Here is a 19,949-nt window from a genome sequence, read left to right as displayed (position 1 = left end):
CTCAGGCGGGGACGGAGATCACGCCGACGGGGCGGGTGGTGGGCTGCCGGGAGCCGCCGGCCGGTTCCACCGTGACACACACGGCGGTGGCCCCGCCGAGGCGTCCGTCCAGGACATCGGCGTGACCCCCGCCCTCGGTGGACAGCAGTCCGGCCGGCCGGAACTGCCCCGACTGGGCGTACCAGAGCTGGTAGACCCGGCCGTCGGTGAGCGGCGGCAACCCCGCGGAGAACACCGCGGCCCGGCTCTCCGCCCGCGAGGCGACCACGCTCGCGGTCCCTCCGCGCGCGAGACCCTGGGTGCTGATCGTGGCATCAGGGGCGGTCAGGACGTCGGCGAGCTGCCGGTACTCGGCGCGCTCCTCGGCGGACTGCTCTCGCTCGCTGTCGGCTTCCGAGCTCTGCCACCAGGCGATGCCTCCGAGAGCCGCGGCCGCCGCCAGGGACGCCGCGAGCGCCAGCCGAAGACCCCGTTCCCGGCGGCGCCGGCGCCGGGACTCCGCCGCGACGGACCGGTCCTGAGGTACGGCCGCGATCCGCTCCAGCACCCGGCGCCGCAGGTCCGCCGAGGGCGTGTTCGTCTCGGCCGCCCCCATCCCGACGGCGGCCCCGGACAGCTGGTCGAACTCCGCGCGGCAGGGGGCGCAACCCGCCAGGTGCTCCTCGAAGGCGGCCTCCTCGTCGGCCGGCAGCGCGTGCAGCACATACGCGCCGACATCGAGGTGGGGGTCGCCGGTGAGGTTCACGAGCCGGCCTCCATACAGTCGTGCAGGCGCCGCAAGCCCTGACGCATCCGCGACTTGACGGTGCCGGCCGGCATCGAGAGCGCCTCGGCGACCTCCGTGTACGTCAACCCCTCGTAGTAGGCCAGCACCAGGGGCAGCCTCAGCTCGCGGGCCAGCTCGGCCAGGCAGCGGAAGACCACCCGCTGCTCCTCCCGCGTCTCCACCTCCTCGGCGACGGTGTCGAAGGACCGCTCCTGCTCCCGGACCGCGGCGCGCAGCTCGCGGGCACGGCCGGCGGCGACGGACCGGACCCGGTCCACCGCGCGGCGGTGCGCGAGGGTGAGCACCCAGTTCCGGGCGGCTCCGCGCGCGGGCCGGAACCGGCCGGCGGTCCGCCACACCTCCACCATCACGTCCTGGGTCACCTCCTCCGCCTGGGCCTTGTCCCTGACCACGCGGCAGGTCAGTCCCAGCACCGTGTGCGCCAGGGCGTCGTACAGTGCGGCGAAGGCCTCTTCGTCGCCGTCGGCGGCGCGGACGAGCAGCTGGTTCAGCGCGGGGTCGTCCCCGGCCCCCGTTGGTCCCCCTTGCGTGTCACCTTCCCTCTGGGCTCCGGCTCCTCGGTCCATCGCGCCTCCTCGGCTCAGCACGACACTGGCCCTGTTCTCCGCGGGTCGCATCCGGTCCAAAGCCGTCCGTCTGACAGATTCACCTGTCTGCCGCAGCAGTCGGCCGGCCGGACTCACGCGCGGCGAGGCGGTGCGTTTCCCCCCACTGCTGGTTCGTAGCCGCCGGCCCGGCAGATCAAGATCAGGCGGGCCCGCCTCCGGGTCCTGTCCCTACCGGGGCAGCACCACGACATACGCGGCCGGTTCGCGGTCGGCCGCCGCCATCAGGGCCGTACGGACCACCGTCGCCTGCTGCTCCACCGAGTCGCGGAGCTTCCTGGGCGTGATGTGGACGACCGTGATGCCGAGCCGCTCCAGGTGCTCGCGCTTGCGGGCGTACTCCGACCACTGCGCCTCGTCGTTCTGCCGGGGCGCCCGGGTGTCCAGCTCCAGCGCCACCGCCTGGTCCGGCCAGTACGCGTCCAGACCGCCGAGGTAGGGGCCGCCGGGCAGGCGCAGGTCCACGTTCCACACCGGGTCGGGCAGGCCGTACTCGCGCACCATCCGGTACAGGCGGTCCTCCGCGATCGCCCGGCCCTCGGCGAGCAGGGAATCCACCGCGTCCACCACGTGCGGGCGGCTCAGCAGCCGGGCCTGGTTCAGCTCCCGCACCACCGCGGCCGGCTCGCAGTACCCGCCGCGCACCGCCTCCGTCATCAGCCGGCGCACGATGGCGGCGTCCGCGAGGCCCGCCACCGCGTCGGCCAGCGCACGGGCGACCGGCGCGACGGGCAGGCCGGTGACCTGCTCGGGGACCGGCAGTGCGACACCCCGGACGATGCGCGCACAGCCCGTCGAGCGCAGCCGGCGCATCCGCGGGACCAGGACGTCGATCGTGTCCAGGGACGGCAGCGGGGGAGTGGAGGAGAAGCCGTGCAGCGTCAGCGCGGCCAGGCCCGTGATCATCGCCTCGGGGTGGGCGGGGGCGCCGGAGCCGTCCGCGCCGGGCTGGGCGGGAACACCCGTGCCGCGCTCCCGCGCCGCGTACATCAGCACCGCGTGCAGCCGCTCCTCGCTGGTCGGCGGACCCGGGTGGAGCAGGACGACGCCGGGGAGGAGCTGCTGCCAGGGGCCGCCGGGGGAGCACTGCTCGTTCACCTGGGCCGTCGAGACACCGTGGGCGCGGAGCTGCGCGACGGTCAGCACCCGGAGCCGGCCACGGCCGGACAGGTCGTGCAGGGGGCGGGGGGAGAGCGGGGTGTTGTGCGTCATGACCGGCAATTTCCCGTGTCGGCCCCGCCTTTTAACCCCTGTTACAGGCCCGTCGACACATACGGACAATCCGGCACTAAAGGACGGATGTTCGGATGCCGAAACCCCCTGGTCCGTTCGGGTGCGGACCAGAGGTTACGGCTGTGATTGCCTGTATTCCGTAACGGTGACGGAACCCGAAATCTCAGGCCAAAGGTGTCAGGTCCCCGCCTACTCGGCCGCCGCGTCGCACGCCTGCCCCCGCAGGGCCCGCGCCAGATCGTCCCGGGCCTCCAGGACCAGCCGGCGCAGGGCCGGGGCCGCCTGGCGGTGGGCCTCCAGCCAGGCGTCCGTGGCGTCGAGGGTCTCCTGGGACTGCTGGAGCGACGGGAACAGGCCCTGCACCACGTGCATCGCGATCTGGATCGACCGCTCGGCCCACACCCGCTCGATCGCCGCGAAGTACTTCGCCGCGTACGGCGCGAGCAGGTCCCGCTGCGAGCCCTGGGAGAAACCGGAGATGCTCGCCTCGACCATGGCGTTGGACAGCGCGTCCGACTCCACGACCTGCGCCCACGCCTGCGCCTTGACCGCCTGAGACGGGCGGGCGGCCAGACAGCGCACCTGGTGCCGCTTGCCGGAGGCGGTGTCGTCCCGCGCCAGCTCCTCGGCCAGCACCTTCTCGTCCACCACCCCGTGCGCGGCCAGCGGCTCCAGGAAGACCCACCGCAGCTCCTGGTCCAGGTCGAGGCCCTCGACCGTCAGCGCCCCCGTCAGCAGGTCCCGCAGCAGCTCGAAGTCGGCGTCGGCCGCGGCCGCCCGGGCGAAGAACCGCGCCCACGCGAGCTGGTGCTCGCTGCCCGGCCCGGCCGCGTACAGCTCGCGCCGCGCGCCCTCGGCGAGCAGCTTGCCGGCCTCCTCCCGGCGGCCGGGCGCCGCGTAGTGCGTGACCGCCGACTCGGCCCAGGCGTGCAGCATCTGGAGCACGCCGATCCCGGACTCGCGCCCCGCGAACCGCAGCACCAGGTCCACGAAGTCCCGCGCCGGGAGCAGCGCGTCCCGCGTCATGTTCCACAGCGCCGACCAGCACAGGGCGCGCGCCAGCGGATCGGTCACCGCACCCAGGTGCTCGCGCAGCGTCGCCAGCGAGGTCGCGTCGAAGCGGATCTTGCAGTACGTGAGGTCGTCGTCGTTGACCAGCACCAGGTCGGGGGCGTCGGCACCCGCCAGGTCCGCCACGACCGTCCGCGCGCCGTCGACGTCGGTCTCGGCGCGCGCGTACCGCTCGAGGGTGCCGCCGTCCGTCACCCGGTACAGGCCCACCGCCACCCGGTGCGGCCGCAGTTCGGGGTGCGACTCGGCGGCCTCCTGCACCACCGCAAGCTCTTCGACGCGGCCCTCCGGGCTCAACAGCACCTGCGGGGTCAGCGAGTTCACCCCGGCCGTCTGCAGCCAGGACCGCGCCCACGCGCTCATGTCCCGGCCGCTGGTCTCCTCCAGCACCGACAGCAGATCACCCAGGCGCGTGTTGCCGTACGCGTGCCGCTTGAAGTAGCGCCGGGCGCCCTCCAGGAACGCGTCCTGCCCGACGTACGCCACGAGCTGCTTCAGCACCGACGCGCCCTTGGCGTACGTGATGCCGTCGAAGTTCAGCTTGGCGTCCTGGAGGTCGCGGATGTCCGCCGTGATCGGGTGCGTGGAGGGCAACTGGTCGGCGCGGTAGGCCCAGGCCTTGCGCCGGTTGGCGAAGGTGACCCAGCCGTTCTCGAAGCGGGTGGCGCCGACCAGCGAGAACGTGCCCATGAAGTCGGCGAAGGATTCCTTCAGCCACAGGTCGTCCCACCACTCCATGGTGACCAGGTCGCCGAACCACATGTGCGCCATCTCGTGCAGGAGGACGTTGGCCCGGCCCTCGTAGGACGCCTGCGTCACCTTCCCGCGGAAGATGAACTCCTCCCGGAACGTCACCAGACCCGGGTTCTCCATCGCGCCCAGGTTGTACTCGGGCACGAACGCCTGGTCGTACTTCCCGAACGGGTACGGGTAGTCGAAGTGGTCGTGGAAGAAGTCCAGGCCCTGCTTGGTGACCAGGAAGACGTCGCCGGAGTCGAAGTGAGGTGCCAGCCCCTTGCGGCACAGGGCGCCGAGGGGGATCTCCAGCGTCGTGCCGTCCGCGAACGTACGGGAGTAACTGTCCGTCACGTAGTGGTAGGGGCCCGCCACCACGCACGTGATGTACGTCGAGATCGGCTTGGTCTCGGCGAACCGCCAGACCCCGTCGCCGAGTTCGCCGACGCCGTTGCTCCACACCGTCCAGCCCTCCGGCGCCCGCACCTCGAAGCGGAACGGGGCCTTCAGGTCGGGCTGCTCGAAGTTCGCGAAGACCCGGCGGGAGTCGGCCGGCTCGTACTGCGTGTACAGGTACACCTCGCCGTCCTCGGGGTCGACGAAGCGGTGCAGGCCCTCGCCGGTGCGGGAGTAGGCGCACTGGGCGTCGACGACCAGCTCGTTGTCGGCGGCCAGGTCCTCCAGGGTGATCCGGGAGCCGTCGAAGACCTCACCGGGGTCCAGATCACGGCCGTTGAGTGAGACGGCCGTCACACTCGGCGCGATCAGGTCGGCGAAGCTGCTCGCCCCGGGCTCGTTGCAGCGGAAGCGGAGGGTGGTCACCGAGCGGAAGGTGCGGGGCCCCGTGCCTTCGTCCTCACCGACCGCGGACCGCAGGTCGAGGGACACCTCGTACCCGTCGACGCTCAGCAGGGCGGCCCGCTCCCGGGCCTCGTCGCGGGACAGATTCTCACCGGGCACGGGCGGCACTCCTCAGATGTCGTGGGGCAGGGCTGAACAGCACCGATCCTGCCACGTGCCCCTGACACCGGGGGCCGGGAATGACCGGAGCGAGCACCGGCGTTCCCGGAGGAAACAGTTTCCTCATGAGGAGAGACATGTCGGACAAGACCCCCGTCGACTTCTGGTTCGACCCGCTGTGCCCCTGGGCATGGATGACCTCCCGCTGGGTGCTGGAGGTGGAGAAGGTCAGGGACATCAAGGTCCGCTGGCACCTCATGAGCCTCGCCGTCCTCAACGAGCCCAAGCTGGACGAGCTGCCCGAGGAGTACCGCGAGCTGCTGGAGACCAAGGCGTGGGGCCCCGTCCGGGTCGTCATAGCCGCGCAGCAGGAGCACGGCCCCGAGGTGCTCGGCGACCTCTACACCGCGCTCGGCACCCGCATCCACAACCGGGAGGAGGGCCCCGGCAAGGAGACCGTCGCCGCCGCCCTCAAGGACGTGGGCCTGCCCGAGTCCCTCCTGGAGCACTGGGACTCCACCCCGTACGAGGCCGAGCTGCGAGCCTCCCACAAGGAGGGCATCGACAAGGTCGGCCAGGACGTCGGCACCCCGGTGATCGCCGTGCCCGGCGCCGACGGCGAGCAGATCGCCTTCTTCGGCCCGGTCGTCACCCCGGCCCCGCAGGGCGAGGAGGCCGGCCGCCTGTGGGACGGCACCCTCGCCGTGGCCTCGGTCCCCGGCTTCTACGAGATCAAGCGCACCCGCACCAAGGGCCCGGACTTCTCCAACCTCTAGGACTCACACCGAGGCGTCGGCTCCCGGGTTCTGCAACTCCTCCGGGAGCCGGCCCCCGCCGGCCTGATGGCCCCAGGGCTGGTACCACCGGCAGCCCGGAGCAGTGCAGCGCCACAGGTCCGTGCGGCCCGTCCCGAGCGCCTTTCTCTCCTCGGGCTTGAGCGGCGTGAACACCTGAGTGCCGCTGCCGCCACAGGTCGGGCAGTGCTTGTCCTTGAAGAACATCAACCCCTCCTAGCCATCACCGCCAGGTCAGGGAAGTCGGTCACCACCGCATCGACTCCCATGCGGTAGTACAGCGCGTATTCGGCGAACGCGTCCCCGAAATCGTTCGCTCCGCTCCCGCGCCGGAACTGTGCCGGCAGGAACTGGTTCTCCGCGCGGAAGGTGTACGGGCCCACGCGCAGCCCCGCGGCATGGGCGTCCGCGAGGAGAGACGTGCCGACGAGCGACGACTTGTCCGGCCCGATCCAGTCCGCGTACTCCGCGATCTCCGCCAGGCCCGCGGGCGTCATCATCTCCTTGTAGGTCCTGCCGGGCAGGTCGTACGGCCCGCCCGTCGTCCCCAGCGCCTGCCACAGCGGCACACCCAGGCCCGTCATGCGCTTCAGGCTCGTCGGCTCGAAGGACTGCACGACGCACTCGCGCCGGCCGAGCCGGTTGCGGCGGATCGCGGCCGCCAGCTTCGGCTCCAGCGGCAGGCCGACGGACCGGAAGTACGTCGGGTGCTTGGTCTCAGGGAAGACGGCGATCGTCCGGCCGTGGGTCTGCGACAGCCGCCGCGCCAGCTCCACGACCTCCTGGAAGGTCATCACCTCCTCACGTCCGTCGAAGACCGTGTTGCGGTTGCGGACCTGCGGCAGCCGCTCCACCGCCCGCAGCGTCTTCAGCTCGGCGAGGGTGAAGTCCTCCGTGAACCACCCGGTCACGGCCCGGCCGTCGACCGTCTTCGTCGTACGGCGGTCCGAGAACTCGGGGCGCAGGGCCACGTCGGTCGTCTGGGAGATCTCGTTCTCGTGCCGGACGACGAGCACATGGTCCTTCGTCGGCACCAGGTCCGGTTCGATCCAGTCCGCGCCCGTCTGCACGGCGTACGTGTACGAGGCGGCCGTGTGCTCGGGGCGCCAGCCGGCCGCGCCGCGATGGCCGATGACCACGGGGCGCCTCTCGGCGGGGGCCGCGTGTGCGGGTACGGCGGCTACGGCCGGTGTGGCGGCCGCCGCGAGCAGGAGAGATCGGCGTCTCAGGTGCATCCAAGTCCCTCTCGTCATCCGGGTGTTCAGGTCCTCGCGCGGGTCCGTGCCTCGGCGAGCCGGTCCAGGTGCTCCTCATAGCCCTTCGTGTAGTACGCGGCCCGCGCCGGATCCGGCTCGACGACCTCCGTCGGCCGCGTCCACACCTCCGCCTCCAGCGGCACCCCGTACCGCTCCGCCGCCGCCAGGACCGCGCCCCGCGCGCCCACCTCGCCCTCGACGACCCGCAACGGCCGGCCGAGCACATCGGCGAGCAGCCGCATCCAGGCGGGGCTGCGGGTGCCGCCGCCGCAGACGGCCAGGTTCCCGTCGAGGCCCGCCGCCTGAAGGCAGTGCCGGGCCGCGTACCCGATGCCCTCGCAGGTCGCGCGGACCAGATCGCCGCGGGTCGACTCCAGGGAGACGCCGAGGAGTTCGGCCCGCAGGCGTGGCTCCACGAAGGGGGCGCGTTCACCGGAGGGCGCGAAGTACGGCAGCACCCGGACGCCGTTCGCGCCCGGCGGGGTCTCGGCCAGCAGGCCGTCCACCTCGTCGTGCCCCACCCCGGTCGTCGACAGGACCCAGTCCAGCGCCGCCGTGCCCACCATCGCGGGCATGGCGCGCAGCCAGTGACCGGGCCGGTCCGTGGAGATGTACAGACCCGCCGGCTCGCCGGTCAGATCCAGCTCGGTCGTCGCGACCAGGCTGGCCAGACAGGTGCCGACGATCAGCAGACCGTCGCCCGGGGACGTCACCCCGGCGCCCAGCGCACAGGCCGGCAGATCGTAGGGGCCGTTCGTGATCCGGGTGCCGGACGGCAGGCCCTCGCCGAGCGCCTCGGCCGTCGCGACCGGGTCGCTCACCGGGGCGAGCAGACCCCGGCGGTGGGTCAGCCCCAGCAGTTCGACGACCCGGTTGTCGTAGGTCCGGGTGCGCGGGTCCAGGAAGGGCATCGAGGCGTCCGAGACATCGGTTGTCGGGCCGGCCCCCGTCAGCCGCTGGAAGACCATGTCCTTGCAGTACAGGGCGGCCTTCGCGGCATCCAGCGTCTTCGGTTCGCTGCTGTCCAGCCAGGCCAGCAGCGGCCCCGGGCACCCGGGGAACATCGCGCTGCCCGTCCGCCGGAACACCGTCTCGAACGTGCCGTCAGCCAGCCACCGGTCGACCAGTTCGTGCGCCCGGCCGTCCATCCAGGAGGCCGCCGGCCGCACGGGCCGCCCCTCACCGTCGACCAGCCACACCCCGTCGCCCTGCCCGGTGAGCCCGGCCAGCTCGACCGGCTCCGGGACCCGCTCGGTGACCTCGTCGAGGACGGCCACGACCGCCCCGTACACCTCCTCCATGTCCTGCTCGACGACCCCGCCCCGCAGCGACAGGGCCACCGACTTGGACGCCACGGCCAGTTGCCGGCCCGCGGAGTCGAAGGCCGCCGCCTTGACCATGGACGTGCCCACATCGATACCGACGTACATGCGGCTCTCCTCCCGGTCCTCAGGTCAGGCAGTGCGCGAGCGGCTCACCGCGCACCCAGCGGCCCACCTCTTCGGCGGCGATCCGCGCGGCCTTCTCCGCCACCGCGCGCGACGCCCCGCCCAGGTGCGGGGTCAGCACCACGCGGTCACCCAGCCCCAGCAGCCGGGACTGAGCCGGCAGCGGCTCCCGCTCGTAGGTGTCGAGCGCCGCCGCCGACAGCGGCCCGCTCTCCAGGGCGTCGCACAGCGCGCCCTCGTCCAGCAGCGGGCCCCGGGCCACGTTCACCACCACCGCGCCGGGCGGCAGCAGCCCCAGCTCCCGGGCGCCGATCAGCCCCCGGGTCTCGGGGGTGAGCCGGGCGTGCAGGGTGATGACCCGGGAGTCGCGCAGGAGTTCGTCGAGCGATGCCACGCGCAGGCCGTGGATCTCCCCGTGCACATACGGGTCGTAGACCATCACCCGCGCCCCGAACGCGCACAGCACCCGGGCGACCCGGCTGCCGACGGCCCCGTATCCGACCAGACCGACGGGCAGGTCCTCCAGCTCCAGACCGCTTTGCTCGTACGTGTAGTACGTCGCGCCCTCCCAGCTGCCCTGCCGGGCCAGCGGCTCATGGGCCTGCGGGATGCGGCGCAGGGCGGACAGCATCAGGCCGACGGTGAACTCGGCGGTGGCGGCGGCGTTGCGGCCCGGCGCGAAGCACACCCGCACGTCACGGTTCTTGGCCGCGTCCAGGTTGACGTTGACCGGCCCGCCCCGGCACACCACGACCAGCCTCAGATCCGGGCAGGCGGCGAGCACCCGCTCGGTGACCGGCCCCATCTGCGTGACCAGGACCTCCGCCCCGGCCAGCGCCTCGATCATCTCGTCCTCGGCGTCACTGGCCTCCTGCACCTCGGCGACTGGCCCGAACGGCTCCAGCGGCCAGCCGAGCCGCAACTCGCCGACGTCGGCCCGCTCCACCTCGTGCAGTACCGCCCGCCTGATCAGCGACGGCAGCACGAAGTGGTCGCCGGCGGCCACGACACGCACGTTCTCTTCGGAGGTCATCGCAGTGAGGCTCCCGTCTCGGCGTCGAAGACATGGGTGTGCTGGGGATCGGCGGCGACCCGGACCCGCTCGTCGTGGGCGAGCCGTACCTCGGGGTCGGTGAGGACGACCAGATGCCGTTCGACACCCTCGAGGGCGAGGGTCGCAAGGCCCGCCTCCAGGAGCGGTTCGTGCGCGACGACCCGGGCGGGCAGGCCGCCTTCGGCCGTGAGCGACACGTCCTCGGGGCGGATCCCGACCACCACCTCCCGCCCCTGCTCCACCGGCACGGGCAGCGCGATCCGCACGGAGCCGGAAAGGAGGGCATCGCCGTCGCCGCCGGCGATGCCGGGCAGCAGGGTGATCGCGGGCTCGCCGACGAAGTCCGCGACGAACACGTTGGCCGGGCTGTCGTAGATCTCGTACGGCGTGCCGAGCTGCTGGATCACGCCGTCCTTCATCACGGCGATCCGGTCGGCGAGGGAGAGGGCCTCCTCCTGGTCGTGGGTGACCAGGATCGTGGTGTGGCCCAGGTCCTGCTGGATGCGCTTGAGTTCACGGCGGGTGGTGTCCCGCTGGGCCGCGTCCAGATGGGACAGCGGCTCGTCGAGGAGCAGCACGTCGGGTTCGCGGATCAGGGCCCGGGCCAGGGAGACGCGCTGCTTCTGGCCGCTGGACAGCCCGGCCGGGCGGGCACCGAGGAGGTCGGTCAGGCCCACCCGCTCGGCGATCTCCTTCACCTTGCGGTCGACGTCTCCCCTGGAACCTCGGGCGGCCTTCTTGCGCGCCTTGAGCCCGAACGCCAGGTTCTCCGCGACCGACAGCGGCGGATACAGCGCGTAGTTCTCGAACGCGACCCCGATGTTCCGCCGCTGAGCCGGCCGTTCCACGACCGAGTCGCCGCCGACCAGGATGTCCCCGCCGGTCACGGACTCAAGCCCGGCGATCATCCGCAGCGTGGTCGACTTGCCGCAGCCCGAAGGCCCGAGCAGCCCGAGCAACTCCCCGGACCCGAGGTTCAGATCGATCCCGCGAACGGCGTCCACCGAAGGCCGCCCCCGCGACTGATACGTCTTACGCAGCTCACGAAGCTCCAGTCCCGTTCCCGTCATGGCCGCCCTTCGTCGCGCAAACCTCGTAACGGACCTTGTGCTCGTCCAGATCCCGCAGTGCCTCCGGCGACGCCCCGTCGTCCACCAGGAGCGTGTCGAAGCGGGACAGCGGGACGACCCGGTGCAGGGCGACCCGGCCGAGCTTGGTGTGGTCGATCAGCAGGACGTTGCGGGCCGCCGCGTCGAGCATCGCCCGCTTCACGGACACGATGTGCTGCTCCTGGTGGTAGGCGTAACCCCCGTGCACGGCCGACGTCGACGCGAAGCACACGTCCACGCGCAGCTGCTCGACCGCCTCCACGCAGGACACCCCCAGGAAGGAGGAGTGCAGCGGGTCGTAGTCGCCGCCGAGCGCCATCAGGTGGATGCCCCGCTGGTCGGACAGCAGGTTGATCGCCTCGAGGAAATTGGTGACGACCGTCAGCGGCGTGACCTCACCCGTGCGCAGCCGCCTGGCTATCTCCAGCGTGGACGTGGAGTCGTCCAGCAGGATCGCCATGCCGGGCTCCACCATCCGCAGCGCGTGCTCGGCGACGGCGGCCTTCGCGGCCCGCATGGTCTTCAGCCGGTACTGCACGTTCGACTCGAAGACCCCCGACGGCTGCGCGGTCACACCGCCCCGGGACTTCCGTACGATGCCTTGCCGTTCGAGCTCGTCGAGGTCGCGGTGGATGGTCATCAGGCTCACCTTGAACCGCTCGGCCAGCTCCGCCGCCGTCGCCGAGCCGTCGGCCAGCACCTGCTCGGCCATGGCGGCCTGCCGCGCTGCGGGCCCCTGCTGTCCACCACTGCTGCTGCTCATGACTGTGTCTCTATCCGTCGTCCCGGGCGCTCCGGCCGGTCGGCCTCGAACAGCAGCAGGTTCTCAGGCCGGACCGCGAGCCGTACGGGATCGTCCGCACGAAGGCGTGCCGCGTCCGCCCGGGGGGCCACCAGCGACACCCGCTGTTCCCCGGTCCCGAGCCGGACGGTGACCTCGACGGACCGCCCGAGGACCTCGGTGACGTACACGGTCCCGGTGAGTTCGTGACCCTCGCCGTGCAGGGCGATGTCCCGGGGCCGCAGGCCGACGAGGACGTCCGTGCCGGGCGCGGCCGACGCCCGGACCGGCAGCTCCACCCCGCCGTCCGCCCGCACCCCGTTCTCCGTGACCACCCCGGGCAGCAGATTGATCCGGGGCCGCCCGAAGGCCCGCGCGACCTCCGTGTCGTACGGCGTGTACCAGATCTCCTCCCGGGTGCCCGTCTGCACGATCCGCCCCTGACGGATGACCCCGATCCGGTCGCCGAGCGCCAGTGCCTCGACGGAGTCGTGCGTGACGTACAGCGTGGTGGTGTGCTGCACGGCCCCGATCGCCTTCAGTTCGGCCCGCATCTGCTGGCGCAGCTTGGCGTCCAGGTGGGACAGCGGCTCGTCGAGCAGGAAGGCCCGGGCGGGCCGCACCAGCACCCGCCCGAGGGCGACCCGCTGCCGCTGGCCGTTGGACAACTGGCCCACCGGTCGGTCCAGCAGCCCGGAGATGCCCAGTAGTTCGGCGACCGCGCCGATCCGCTGCCGGGCCTCGTCGGCGGGCAGCCGGTGCCGGGGGGAGCGCAGCGGCGAGGCCAGGTTGTCGTAGGCCGAGCGGTGCGGGTAGAGCGCGTAGCTCTCGAAGCACATGGCCACGCCCCGGTCGTAGGGCTCCACGCCCCGCATGTCCTTGCCGCCGAGCACGACCGTGCCGGAGTCGGGCTGTTCGAGCCCGGCGATCGTCTTGAGGGTCGTCGTCTTGCCGGCCCCGGACGGGCCCAGCAGACAGAAGAACTCGCCCTCCCTGACCTCCAGTTCGAGCTCGTCGAGCGCGACGGTCTTCCCGTACGCCTTCCGTATCCCGCTCAGCGTGATCACGATTTCACCGCCCCGAACGACAGGCCCCGCACCAGATACCGCTGGATCGTCAGCGCCAGCAGCAGCGGCGGTACGACGGACACCAGCGCGGCGGCGGCCGTCAGGTTGTACTTGGGCCGGTCCCCGCCGAGGAAGGACAGCGCGCCCACGGTCACCGTCTGGGCCTCGTTGGAGGTGAGGATCAGCGGGAAGACGAAGTTGTTCCAGGCGAAGATGAAGGCCAGCAGCGACACGGCCGCGATGCCCGGCTTGACCAGCGGCAGGGCGACGCGGAAGAAGGCCTGCTTGCGGGTGTAGCCGTCCAGCAGCGCCGCCTGCTCCAGCTCCGGTGTCAGATCGGCGAAGTAGGACCGCATGATCCACACGATCAGCGGCAGGGTGACCAGTTGCAGCACCCACACCATGCCGACGTACGTGTCGAACAGACCGAGCTTCTGGTACAGCACGAACAGCGGGATGATCACGGTCAGTTCGGGCGCGAAGCGGAACGACAGCAGTGTGAACATCAGGTTCTCGGAGCCCTTGAACCGCCACCGCGCCGAGGCGTACGCCGCCGGCAGGCCGACGACGAGCGACAGCGCGACCGCCCCGACCGACACCACCAGGCTGTTGACGAAGAACCGCACGAACGGGATGCCCTCGCTGTCGCCGAGGACCGTCCGGTAGCCGTCGAGGGTGGGGGAGAAGGAGAAGTAGGTGGAGAAGAGCTGGTCGGTCGGCTTCAGCGACAGGATCACCATCCAGGCGATCGGGAACAGCGCGAAGACGAAGTAGAGGACGAGGGCGGTGTCGCACAGCCACCCCACCAGGCGTTTCCTCATGTGGACACCTCCGCGGCCTTCCGCTGGATCTTCCCGAGATGCTTCACCAGCACCATCGCGGCCAGATACACCACGGCCCACAGCACGATCGTGTAGCTGATCCCGAAGGAGTACCGCTGGAAGCGGATGGCTTCGAGGTACGCCCGGATCTGGAGCACCACCGTCGAGTCACCCGGCCCGCCCTCCGTCAGGGCGTAGATGATGTCGAACACCTTCAGCGAGTCCATGAACCGGAAGATCACCGCGACCAGCACATACGGCCACAGCATCGGCAGCGTCAGCCGCCGGAAGGTGTACCACCACCCCGCGCCGTCCACGGCCGCCGCCTCGAACGGGGAGGCGGGCAGCGACCGCAGACCGGCGAGGGCGAGGATCGCCACGAACGGGGTGTACACCCACACGTCCACGGCGATCGACGACAGCAGCGCGCCCGTCGGGGTGTCGGTCCACTGCACCCCGCCGAGGCCGAAGGGCCTCAGCAGGTAGTTGACCACCCCGACCGACGGCTGGAGCATCAGCTTCCAGATGATCGCCGCGATCACCGGGGCGATCATCAGCGGCAGGATCAGGATCTTCTCCAGGACCCGGCCCAGCAGGGTCGAGCGGTGCAGCAGCAGGGCGACGGCCACCCCGAGCACGGTCTCGACGAGGGCCGCCCCGACCGCGTACAGCACCGTCACCCACGCCGAGTTCCAGAACGCCTCCTGCGTGAAGACGGTCGAGTAGTTCTCGAACCGCACCATGTCCGGCTGCGGTTTGCTCGCCGAGAAGTCGAACAGCGTGTAGTACAGCCCGAGCCCGAACGGGTAGAGGATCCCGCAGGTCAGCAGCAGGGCCGGGACGATCAGGAAGTACGGGCGCAGGGCCAGGCGCATGCGCTAGCCCACCTTGTCGGCGAGGTCGTCCGCCAGCCCGTCCAGGACCGGCTTCGCGCCCTTGCCGCCGTAGATCTCCTGGAGGGCCGCCGCCCAGCTGGTCGTCGCGTCGAAGAACTGCGCCTGCGGGGTGAACTGGATCTTCGTCTGGTCGACGACCGTCTCGAAGGTCTCCAGGAAGCCCGGCAGATGCCGCATCTTGTCCTTGTACGCGGCGTCGTCGGCCACCGACTTGCGCACCGGGTCGATGTGGTTGTGCCTGATCGCGCTCTTGCGCAGGTGCTCCTTGCCGGTCGCCCACTGCAGGAACAGCCAACTGGCGCTCTTCTTCTTGCTCTTGGCGTTCATGCCGAGCGACCAGATCCACATGTTGGTGGCCAGCGACCCGTCCGGCCCCTGCGGACCCGGGTGGAAGGCGATCTTCCCGGAGGCGGGGCTGGCACCCTTCACCGCCTGGAAGTAGGCGGCCGTGTCGGCGTCGAACAGCATCCCGGCCTTCTTGGCGCCCAGGTCGCTGGAGCACTGGTACCAGGTGTACGACGTCCAGGACGGCGGCCCGCCCCGCTTGACCATCCGCGCCCAGTCCTCGGTGAAGGCGACGGCCTCGGGGCTGTTCATGGCGGGTGTGAGCTTCCCGCCGTCGACCGTGAAGTCCTTCAGCCCGTTGCGCGCGTACATCGTCATGAAGCCGGGATGGATGGTGGCCCAGCTGCGGGAGCCGCGTACGGCGATCCCGTACATCCCGTCGAAACCGGCGCCCGGCGCCTTCTGCTTGATGGTCCCGGCGAGTTCGGTCAGCTCGTCGAAGGACTCGGCGGGTTTCACGCCGAGCTTCTTGAACACCTCGGTGTTGTAGGCGACGACGTTCGTCTCCCAGCCCCACGGCAGTGCGTACTGCCCGCCCTGGCCGAGCGGCGCGCCCGCCTTCAGTGACCACTGGTCGGCCTGGAGCAGGTTCGGGAAGAAGTCAGCCTGGTCCCACTCGGCCCCGGTCGCCGAGGAGTTGCGCATCCAGGGACCGAGGTCCTCCAGCCAGTTCGGCGGCCCGTACTGCCACACCATGTACGCGCCGAGCATGAACACGTCGTAGGAGGCACGTCCGCTGGACAGGTCCACGGTGAGCTTGTCGAAGTAGTTGTCCTCGGGGAAGACGTCGTACTCGACCTTGATGCCGGTCTTCGCGGTGAACGACTTCAGGTCGGCTATCAGGGCGTCCGTGTACGGGTGCTTGTTGAGCAGCGCCTTGACGGTGGTGCCCTTCTCCCGCTTCCAGTCGAAGGAACCGGTGATGTCGTCCGCGGCTGACCCGTCGCTCTTGCTGTCGTTCCCGCCGAAACCGGAGCCGCAGGCCGTGAGCAGCGGGGCGGCGGCGGCCCCGGCGGCGAGGGCGAGGAAGCGCCGGCGGTCGTGCACGTGCGTGTCCATCCGTACCTCCACGTGGAGCCTGGTTAACACGTCGAGTCGACTCGTTAACAGAGGGTGGAACGGCTGAAGTTGGGCGTCAATCCCTCGCGCACGGGAAAATATCGGGGCACAGTGAGAAGTTCACAGATCCGGCTGCGACGGCCTGGGAGGTTCCGGATGGTGGACGAGGGTGCGGGCGAGGGGGAGGGCAGGGGCGCGGGCTGGCTGGGGATCGACCTGGGCACACAGAGCGTCCGCGTGCTGCTCGTCACAGCCGACGGCACGGTCCTCGGCAGCGGTTCGGCCCCCCTGGCCGGGCGGCGCGAGGGGGTCCGGCACGAGCAGGACCCGGAGCGCTGGTGGGAGGCCCTGTGCACGGCGTCGCGGACGGCGCTCGGCTCCGCCCCGCCGGGCCTGCCGATCGGCGGACTCGCGGTGTGCGGCACGTCCGGCACGGTCCTGCTCACGGACGGCTCGGGCCGGCCGGTGAGCCCCGCGCTGATGTACGACGACGGACGGGCGGCCGGGGAGGCGGCGCGGGCCCGGGAGGCGGGGCTCGCGGTGCAGGACACCTGGGCGCTGCCGAAGGCGCTGTGGCTGGTGGGGGAGTACGGTCCCGGCCTCCGCCTCGCCCACCAGCCGGACCTGATCGTCACCCGCCTCACCGGCGAACCGCCCCCGGCCGACTCCAGCCACGCTCTCAAGACGGGCTACGACCTCCACCGGGAGGCCTGGCCGGAGGCAGCCCTGGCCCAACTGGGCGTACCGGAACGCCTGTTGCCCGACGTCGTACGCCCGGGCACCCGCCTCGGCGAGATCTGCGCGCGGGCCGCCGAGGCCACGGGTATCCCCGCCGGTACGCCGGTGCTCGCCGGCATGACCGACGGCTGCGCGGCCCAGATCGCCTCGGGCGCGCTGCGGCCCGGCTCCTGGAACTCGGTGCTCGGCACCACGCTCGTGCTCAAGGGAGCCTCCCGGGACCCGGTCCGGGACCCCACCGGCGTGGTCTACAACCACCGTGCCCCCGACGGCACCTGGCTGCCCGGCGGGGCGTCGAGCGTGGGCGCCGGGGCCCTGGCGGCGCACTTCCCGGAGGGCGACCCGGCCGCGATGGACGAGCGGGCGGCGGCCTTCGAGCCGGCCCGTGCGATCGCCTACCCGCTGGTGTCGCCGGGGGAGCGGTTCCCGTTCCGGGCGCCGGAGGCCATCGGGTTCGTCCTCGGCGACCCCGCGGACGACGCCGAGCTGTGGGCCGCGCTGCTCCAGGGCGTGGGCTTCGCGGAACGCCTGTGCCTGGACTATCTGCACCACCTGGGCGCCCCCCTCGACGGCCCGCTCACCTTCACGGGCGGCGGCGCCCGCAGCCCGTACTGGAACCAGCTGCGCACCGACATCCTCGGCCGCCCGGCCCGCGTCCCTGAGCAGACGGAACCGGCCCTCGGAATGGCGGCGTTGGCCGCGTACGGGGTGTCCCGAGCGGGGACACTCGCGGAGGTCGCCGAGCGCATGGTCCGCGTCCGCACCGTCCTCGAACCCCGCGCCGACCGCACGGCGGCCTTCGCCGACCCGTACGCTCACCTCGTCGACGCACTGGAGCAGCGCGGCTGGCTGCCCGCTCCGGTCGCGGAACACGCCCGTACCCGCCTGCACCTGGACACCGGGAAGTCATGACCACCACCACCCTTCTGCTGGCCCGGCACGGGCAGACCGTCTGGCACGCCGAGAACCGGTACGCCGGTGTCAGCGACATCGAGCTGACCGACACCGGACGCGCCCAGGCCGAGGCCCTCGGCCGGTGGGCCGCCGCCCACCCCGTCGACGCGATCTGGACGTCCCCGCTGTCCCGGGCCGGCGCCACCGCCGAGCCCGCCTGCCGCGCCCTGGGCCTCACCCCGCAGCGCGAACCCGGCCTCATCGAATGCGACTTCGGGGTGGTGGAGGGCCGCACACTCGCCGAGTTCGAGGCGGAGGACCCTGAGTGGGCCGCGGCCTACCGTGCCGACCCGGTGGCCCACTCCTTCCCTGGCGCCGAGGATCCGCTGGCGGCAGCGGCCCGGGGCATCCGTGCCCTGCGGGACATCGCCACCGCCCACCCCGGCGGACGCGTCCTGGTCGTCGCCCACAACACCCTGCTGCGGCTGGTGCTGTGCACGCTGCTGTCCATCCCGCCCCGGGAGTACCGCAGAGTGCTCCCGCGGTTGCGGAACGGGGCGATCAGCGAACTGCGGATGAACTCCGACGGTTCCGCCGCACTCCTCTCACTCAATGTGCCCTGCGAGGCGGATGTGCCGTAGCAGTATGAGCCCATGACGCAGATCGACACCTCGGTGCCGCACTCGGCCCGGATCTGGAACTACTGGCTGGGCGGCAAGGACAACTACCCGGTGGACGAGGCGGCCGGTGACGCCTACACCGCCGTGTTCCCCGGCATCGTCACCATCGCCCGCGGCAGCCGCGCCTTCCTCGGCCGCACCATCCGCCACCTCGTCCAGGAGGCGGGCGTACGGCAGTTCCTCGACGTGGGCACCGGCCTGCCCACCGTCGACAACACGCACGAGGTGGCCCAGCGCCTGGCACCCGAGTCGCGCGTCGTCTACGTCGACAACGACCCCCTGGTCCTCGCGCACGCCCGCGCCCTGCTCACCTCCACGCCCGAGGGCGCGACGGCCTACGAGCCCATCAGCCTCTACGAGCCGGAGCACATCATCGAGGCGGCCGGGAAGACACTCGACCTCACCCGCCCCACCGCCCTGATCCTCAGCGGCATCCTGGGCCACGTGCCCGACTACGACCAGGCCCGCGACCTCGTCCGCCGCCTCCTGGCCGGACTGCCCGCAGGCAGCTTCCTCTCCCTCAACGAGGGCTCCCGCGGCACCGACCCGGCCTATGAGCGGGCCCAGGACGCCTACAACGAGACCGGCGCGGTCCCGTACTTCCTACGGCCGGTGGAGCAGATCGAGGCGTACTTCGAGGGCCTCGACCTGGTGGAACCGGGCGTGGTCTCGGTACCGCTGTGGCACCCCGAGCCGGGCGCGTCCACGGAGGCGATCGGCCAGCACGGCGGTCTGGGCCGCAAGCCGTAGCCCTCACACGGGAACGCCCCCGCGAGTCACGTCCTCGCGGGGGCTTCCTTCTTTCCGCCTGCCGCCGTGAAGGGTGAGAAGACGATCACGAGGCAGGACGCTTCAGAGCGACCTCAGGGCGCCAGCAGCAGCACGTCCGCGCGGGACTTGGCCGCCTCGTAACGCCGGGCCACATCCTGCCAGTTGACGACCTGCCACATCGCTTCGATGAAGTCGACCTTCTGGTTCTTGTACTGCAGGTAGAAGGCGTGCTCCCAGGCGTCGAAGACGAGGATCGGGGTGGCACCCTGGCCGACGTTGCCCTGGTGGTCGTAGACCTGCTCCACGATCAGCCGCCCGCTCAGCGGCTCGTAGGCGAGCACGCCCCAGCCCGAGCCCTGCGTGGTCGCGGAGGCCTTGGTCAGCTGTGCCTTGAAGTTCGCGTAGGAGCCGAAGGACTCGGTGATCGCGTCCGCCAGTTCACCCACGCCGTCCGCGGCCAGCGGCTCCCCGCCACCGTCCTTCGGGCCGGTCATGTTCTGCCAGTAGATGCTGTGCAGGATGTGCCCGGAAAGGTGGAAGGCCAGGTTCTTCTCGAGCCCGTTGATCGACCCCCACGTCTCCTTGTCCCGCGCCTCCGCAAGCTGCTCCAGCGTGTCGTTGGCGCCTTTCACATAGGCCGCGTGGTGCTTGTCGTGGTGCAGCTCGATGATCTCGGGGCTGATCACGGGGGCGAGCGCGGAGTAGTCGTACGGGAGCTCGGGCAGCGTGTAGACGGGCAAGGCAAGATCCCTTCGAACCTCTTATTGCAATTAGCTTGCAAGTGCAGGCTAGCAGCATCAAGGCGGTGGAGGTGGGAGGGTCGCAAGCGTTGCGTGAATGCGTTC

19 protein-coding genes are annotated in these 19,949 nt (G+C 71.4%); 4 read left to right on the top strand and 15 right to left on the bottom strand.

Annotated features, from left to right (window positions below):
* Nucleotide 1: 1 nt before the first annotated feature.
* From AC07DF_RS25430 to pepN, 4 genes are all read right to left on the bottom strand, one after another.
* Complete coding sequence (locus AC07DF_RS25430; RefSeq protein ID WP_478975623.1) at nucleotides 2-745, bottom strand: anti-sigma factor; 744 nt, start codon at nucleotides 743-745, stop codon at nucleotides 2-4.
* Complete coding sequence (gene sigK / locus AC07DF_RS25425) at nucleotides 742-1,353, bottom strand: ECF RNA polymerase sigma factor SigK (RefSeq protein WP_478975620.1); 612 nt, start codon at nucleotides 1,351-1,353, stop codon at nucleotides 742-744. The genes AC07DF_RS25430 and sigK overlap by 4 nt, the downstream gene beginning before the upstream one ends.
* A 210-nt stretch (nucleotides 1,354-1,563) precedes the next feature.
* A complete protein-coding gene (locus AC07DF_RS25420; RefSeq protein ID WP_478975617.1) occupies nucleotides 1,564-2,604 on the bottom strand; it encodes a hypothetical protein in 1,041 nt (346 codons plus the stop codon).
* 210 nt (nucleotides 2,605-2,814) lie between these two features.
* Complete coding sequence (gene pepN, locus AC07DF_RS25415) at nucleotides 2,815-5,391, bottom strand: aminopeptidase N (RefSeq protein ID WP_478975614.1); 2,577 nt, start codon at nucleotides 5,389-5,391, stop codon at nucleotides 2,815-2,817.
* A 137-nt stretch (nucleotides 5,392-5,528) separates the two neighbouring features.
* Between pepN and AC07DF_RS25410 the strand changes: the two genes are divergently transcribed.
* Entirely contained in the window at nucleotides 5,529-6,167 is a 639-nt protein-coding gene (locus tag AC07DF_RS25410; protein WP_478975611.1) for a mycothiol-dependent nitroreductase Rv2466c family protein, read from the top strand.
* Nucleotides 6,168-6,170: 3 nt separating this feature from the next.
* On the opposite strand, the gene AC07DF_RS25405 is transcribed toward AC07DF_RS25410, so the two are convergent.
* From AC07DF_RS25405 to AC07DF_RS25360, 10 genes are read right to left on the bottom strand one after another with little or no spacing between them, the layout of a single operon-like run.
* A complete protein-coding gene (locus tag AC07DF_RS25405) occupies nucleotides 6,171-6,392 on the bottom strand; it encodes a hypothetical protein (RefSeq protein ID WP_478975608.1) in 222 nt (73 codons plus the stop codon).
* Nucleotides 6,392-7,420 (bottom strand): glycerophosphodiester phosphodiesterase family protein, encoded by a 1,029-nt coding sequence (locus AC07DF_RS25400; protein ID WP_478975605.1) that lies wholly within the window; start codon nucleotides 7,418-7,420, stop codon nucleotides 6,392-6,394. Before AC07DF_RS25400 ends, AC07DF_RS25405 begins: the two co-directional genes overlap by 1 nt.
* Before the next feature lie 26 nt (nucleotides 7,421-7,446).
* On the bottom strand, nucleotides 7,447-8,871 hold the full coding sequence (locus AC07DF_RS25395) for an FGGY family carbohydrate kinase (RefSeq protein WP_478975603.1): 1,425 nt from the start codon (nucleotides 8,869-8,871) through the stop codon (nucleotides 7,447-7,449).
* A 19-nt stretch (nucleotides 8,872-8,890) separates the two neighbouring features.
* Nucleotides 8,891-9,922 (bottom strand): 2-hydroxyacid dehydrogenase, encoded by a 1,032-nt coding sequence (locus tag AC07DF_RS25390; RefSeq protein ID WP_478975600.1) that lies wholly within the window; start codon nucleotides 9,920-9,922, stop codon nucleotides 8,891-8,893.
* The gene (locus AC07DF_RS25385; protein ID WP_478975597.1) at nucleotides 9,919-11,013 is read right to left on the bottom strand and encodes an ABC transporter ATP-binding protein; all 1,095 of its coding nucleotides are present in this window, start codon (nucleotides 11,011-11,013) and stop codon (nucleotides 9,919-9,921) included. Before AC07DF_RS25385 ends, AC07DF_RS25390 begins: the two co-directional genes overlap by 4 nt.
* A complete protein-coding gene (locus AC07DF_RS25380) occupies nucleotides 10,985-11,815 on the bottom strand; it encodes a DeoR/GlpR family DNA-binding transcription regulator (protein ID WP_478975594.1) in 831 nt (276 codons plus the stop codon). The genes AC07DF_RS25385 and AC07DF_RS25380 overlap by 29 nt, the downstream gene beginning before the upstream one ends.
* Nucleotides 11,812-12,900: an ABC transporter ATP-binding protein gene (locus tag AC07DF_RS25375; protein ID WP_478975591.1), complete on the bottom strand. Its 1,089-nt coding sequence runs from the start codon at nucleotides 12,898-12,900 to the stop codon at nucleotides 11,812-11,814. The genes AC07DF_RS25380 and AC07DF_RS25375 overlap by 4 nt, the downstream gene beginning before the upstream one ends.
* Entirely contained in the window at nucleotides 12,897-13,721 is an 825-nt protein-coding gene (locus tag AC07DF_RS25370) for a carbohydrate ABC transporter permease (protein WP_382493786.1), read from the bottom strand. The genes AC07DF_RS25375 and AC07DF_RS25370 overlap by 4 nt, the downstream gene beginning before the upstream one ends.
* Nucleotides 13,718-14,596: a carbohydrate ABC transporter permease gene (locus AC07DF_RS25365; RefSeq protein WP_478975587.1), complete on the bottom strand. Its 879-nt coding sequence runs from the start codon at nucleotides 14,594-14,596 to the stop codon at nucleotides 13,718-13,720. The genes AC07DF_RS25370 and AC07DF_RS25365 overlap by 4 nt, the downstream gene beginning before the upstream one ends.
* Nucleotides 14,597-14,599: 3 nt before the next feature.
* Nucleotides 14,600-16,021: an ABC transporter substrate-binding protein gene (locus tag AC07DF_RS25360; RefSeq protein ID WP_478975584.1), complete on the bottom strand. Its 1,422-nt coding sequence runs from the start codon at nucleotides 16,019-16,021 to the stop codon at nucleotides 14,600-14,602.
* Between the two features lie 156 nt (nucleotides 16,022-16,177).
* On the opposite strand from AC07DF_RS25360, the gene AC07DF_RS25355 reads away from it, so the two are divergent.
* The 3 genes from AC07DF_RS25355 to AC07DF_RS25345 are packed head-to-tail and all read left to right on the top strand — an operon-like array spanning nucleotide 16,178 to nucleotide 19,083.
* A complete protein-coding gene (locus AC07DF_RS25355; RefSeq protein WP_478975581.1) occupies nucleotides 16,178-17,671 on the top strand; it encodes an FGGY-family carbohydrate kinase in 1,494 nt (497 codons plus the stop codon).
* Nucleotides 17,668-18,294 carry a histidine phosphatase family protein gene (locus tag AC07DF_RS25350; RefSeq protein WP_478975578.1) on the top strand — a complete coding sequence of 209 codons (627 nt, stop codon included), beginning with the start codon at nucleotides 17,668-17,670 and terminating at the stop codon, nucleotides 18,292-18,294. Before AC07DF_RS25355 ends, AC07DF_RS25350 begins: the two co-directional genes overlap by 4 nt.
* A 12-nt stretch (nucleotides 18,295-18,306) precedes the next feature.
* The gene (locus AC07DF_RS25345) at nucleotides 18,307-19,083 is read left to right on the top strand and encodes an SAM-dependent methyltransferase (RefSeq protein WP_478975575.1); all 777 of its coding nucleotides are present in this window, start codon (nucleotides 18,307-18,309) and stop codon (nucleotides 19,081-19,083) included.
* A gap of 113 nt (nucleotides 19,084-19,196) precedes the next feature.
* Here AC07DF_RS25345 and AC07DF_RS25340 read toward each other — a convergent pair whose 3' ends face one another.
* Nucleotides 19,197-19,844, bottom strand: a complete 648-nt coding sequence (locus tag AC07DF_RS25340; RefSeq protein WP_478975572.1) for a superoxide dismutase — start codon at nucleotides 19,842-19,844, stop codon at nucleotides 19,197-19,199.
* Between the last annotated feature and the right edge of the window lie 105 nt (nucleotides 19,845-19,949).

This window comes from Streptomyces sp. NPDC044719, from assembly GCF_056433405.1.
This window is presented reverse-complemented; position numbering and strand designations above follow the sequence as displayed.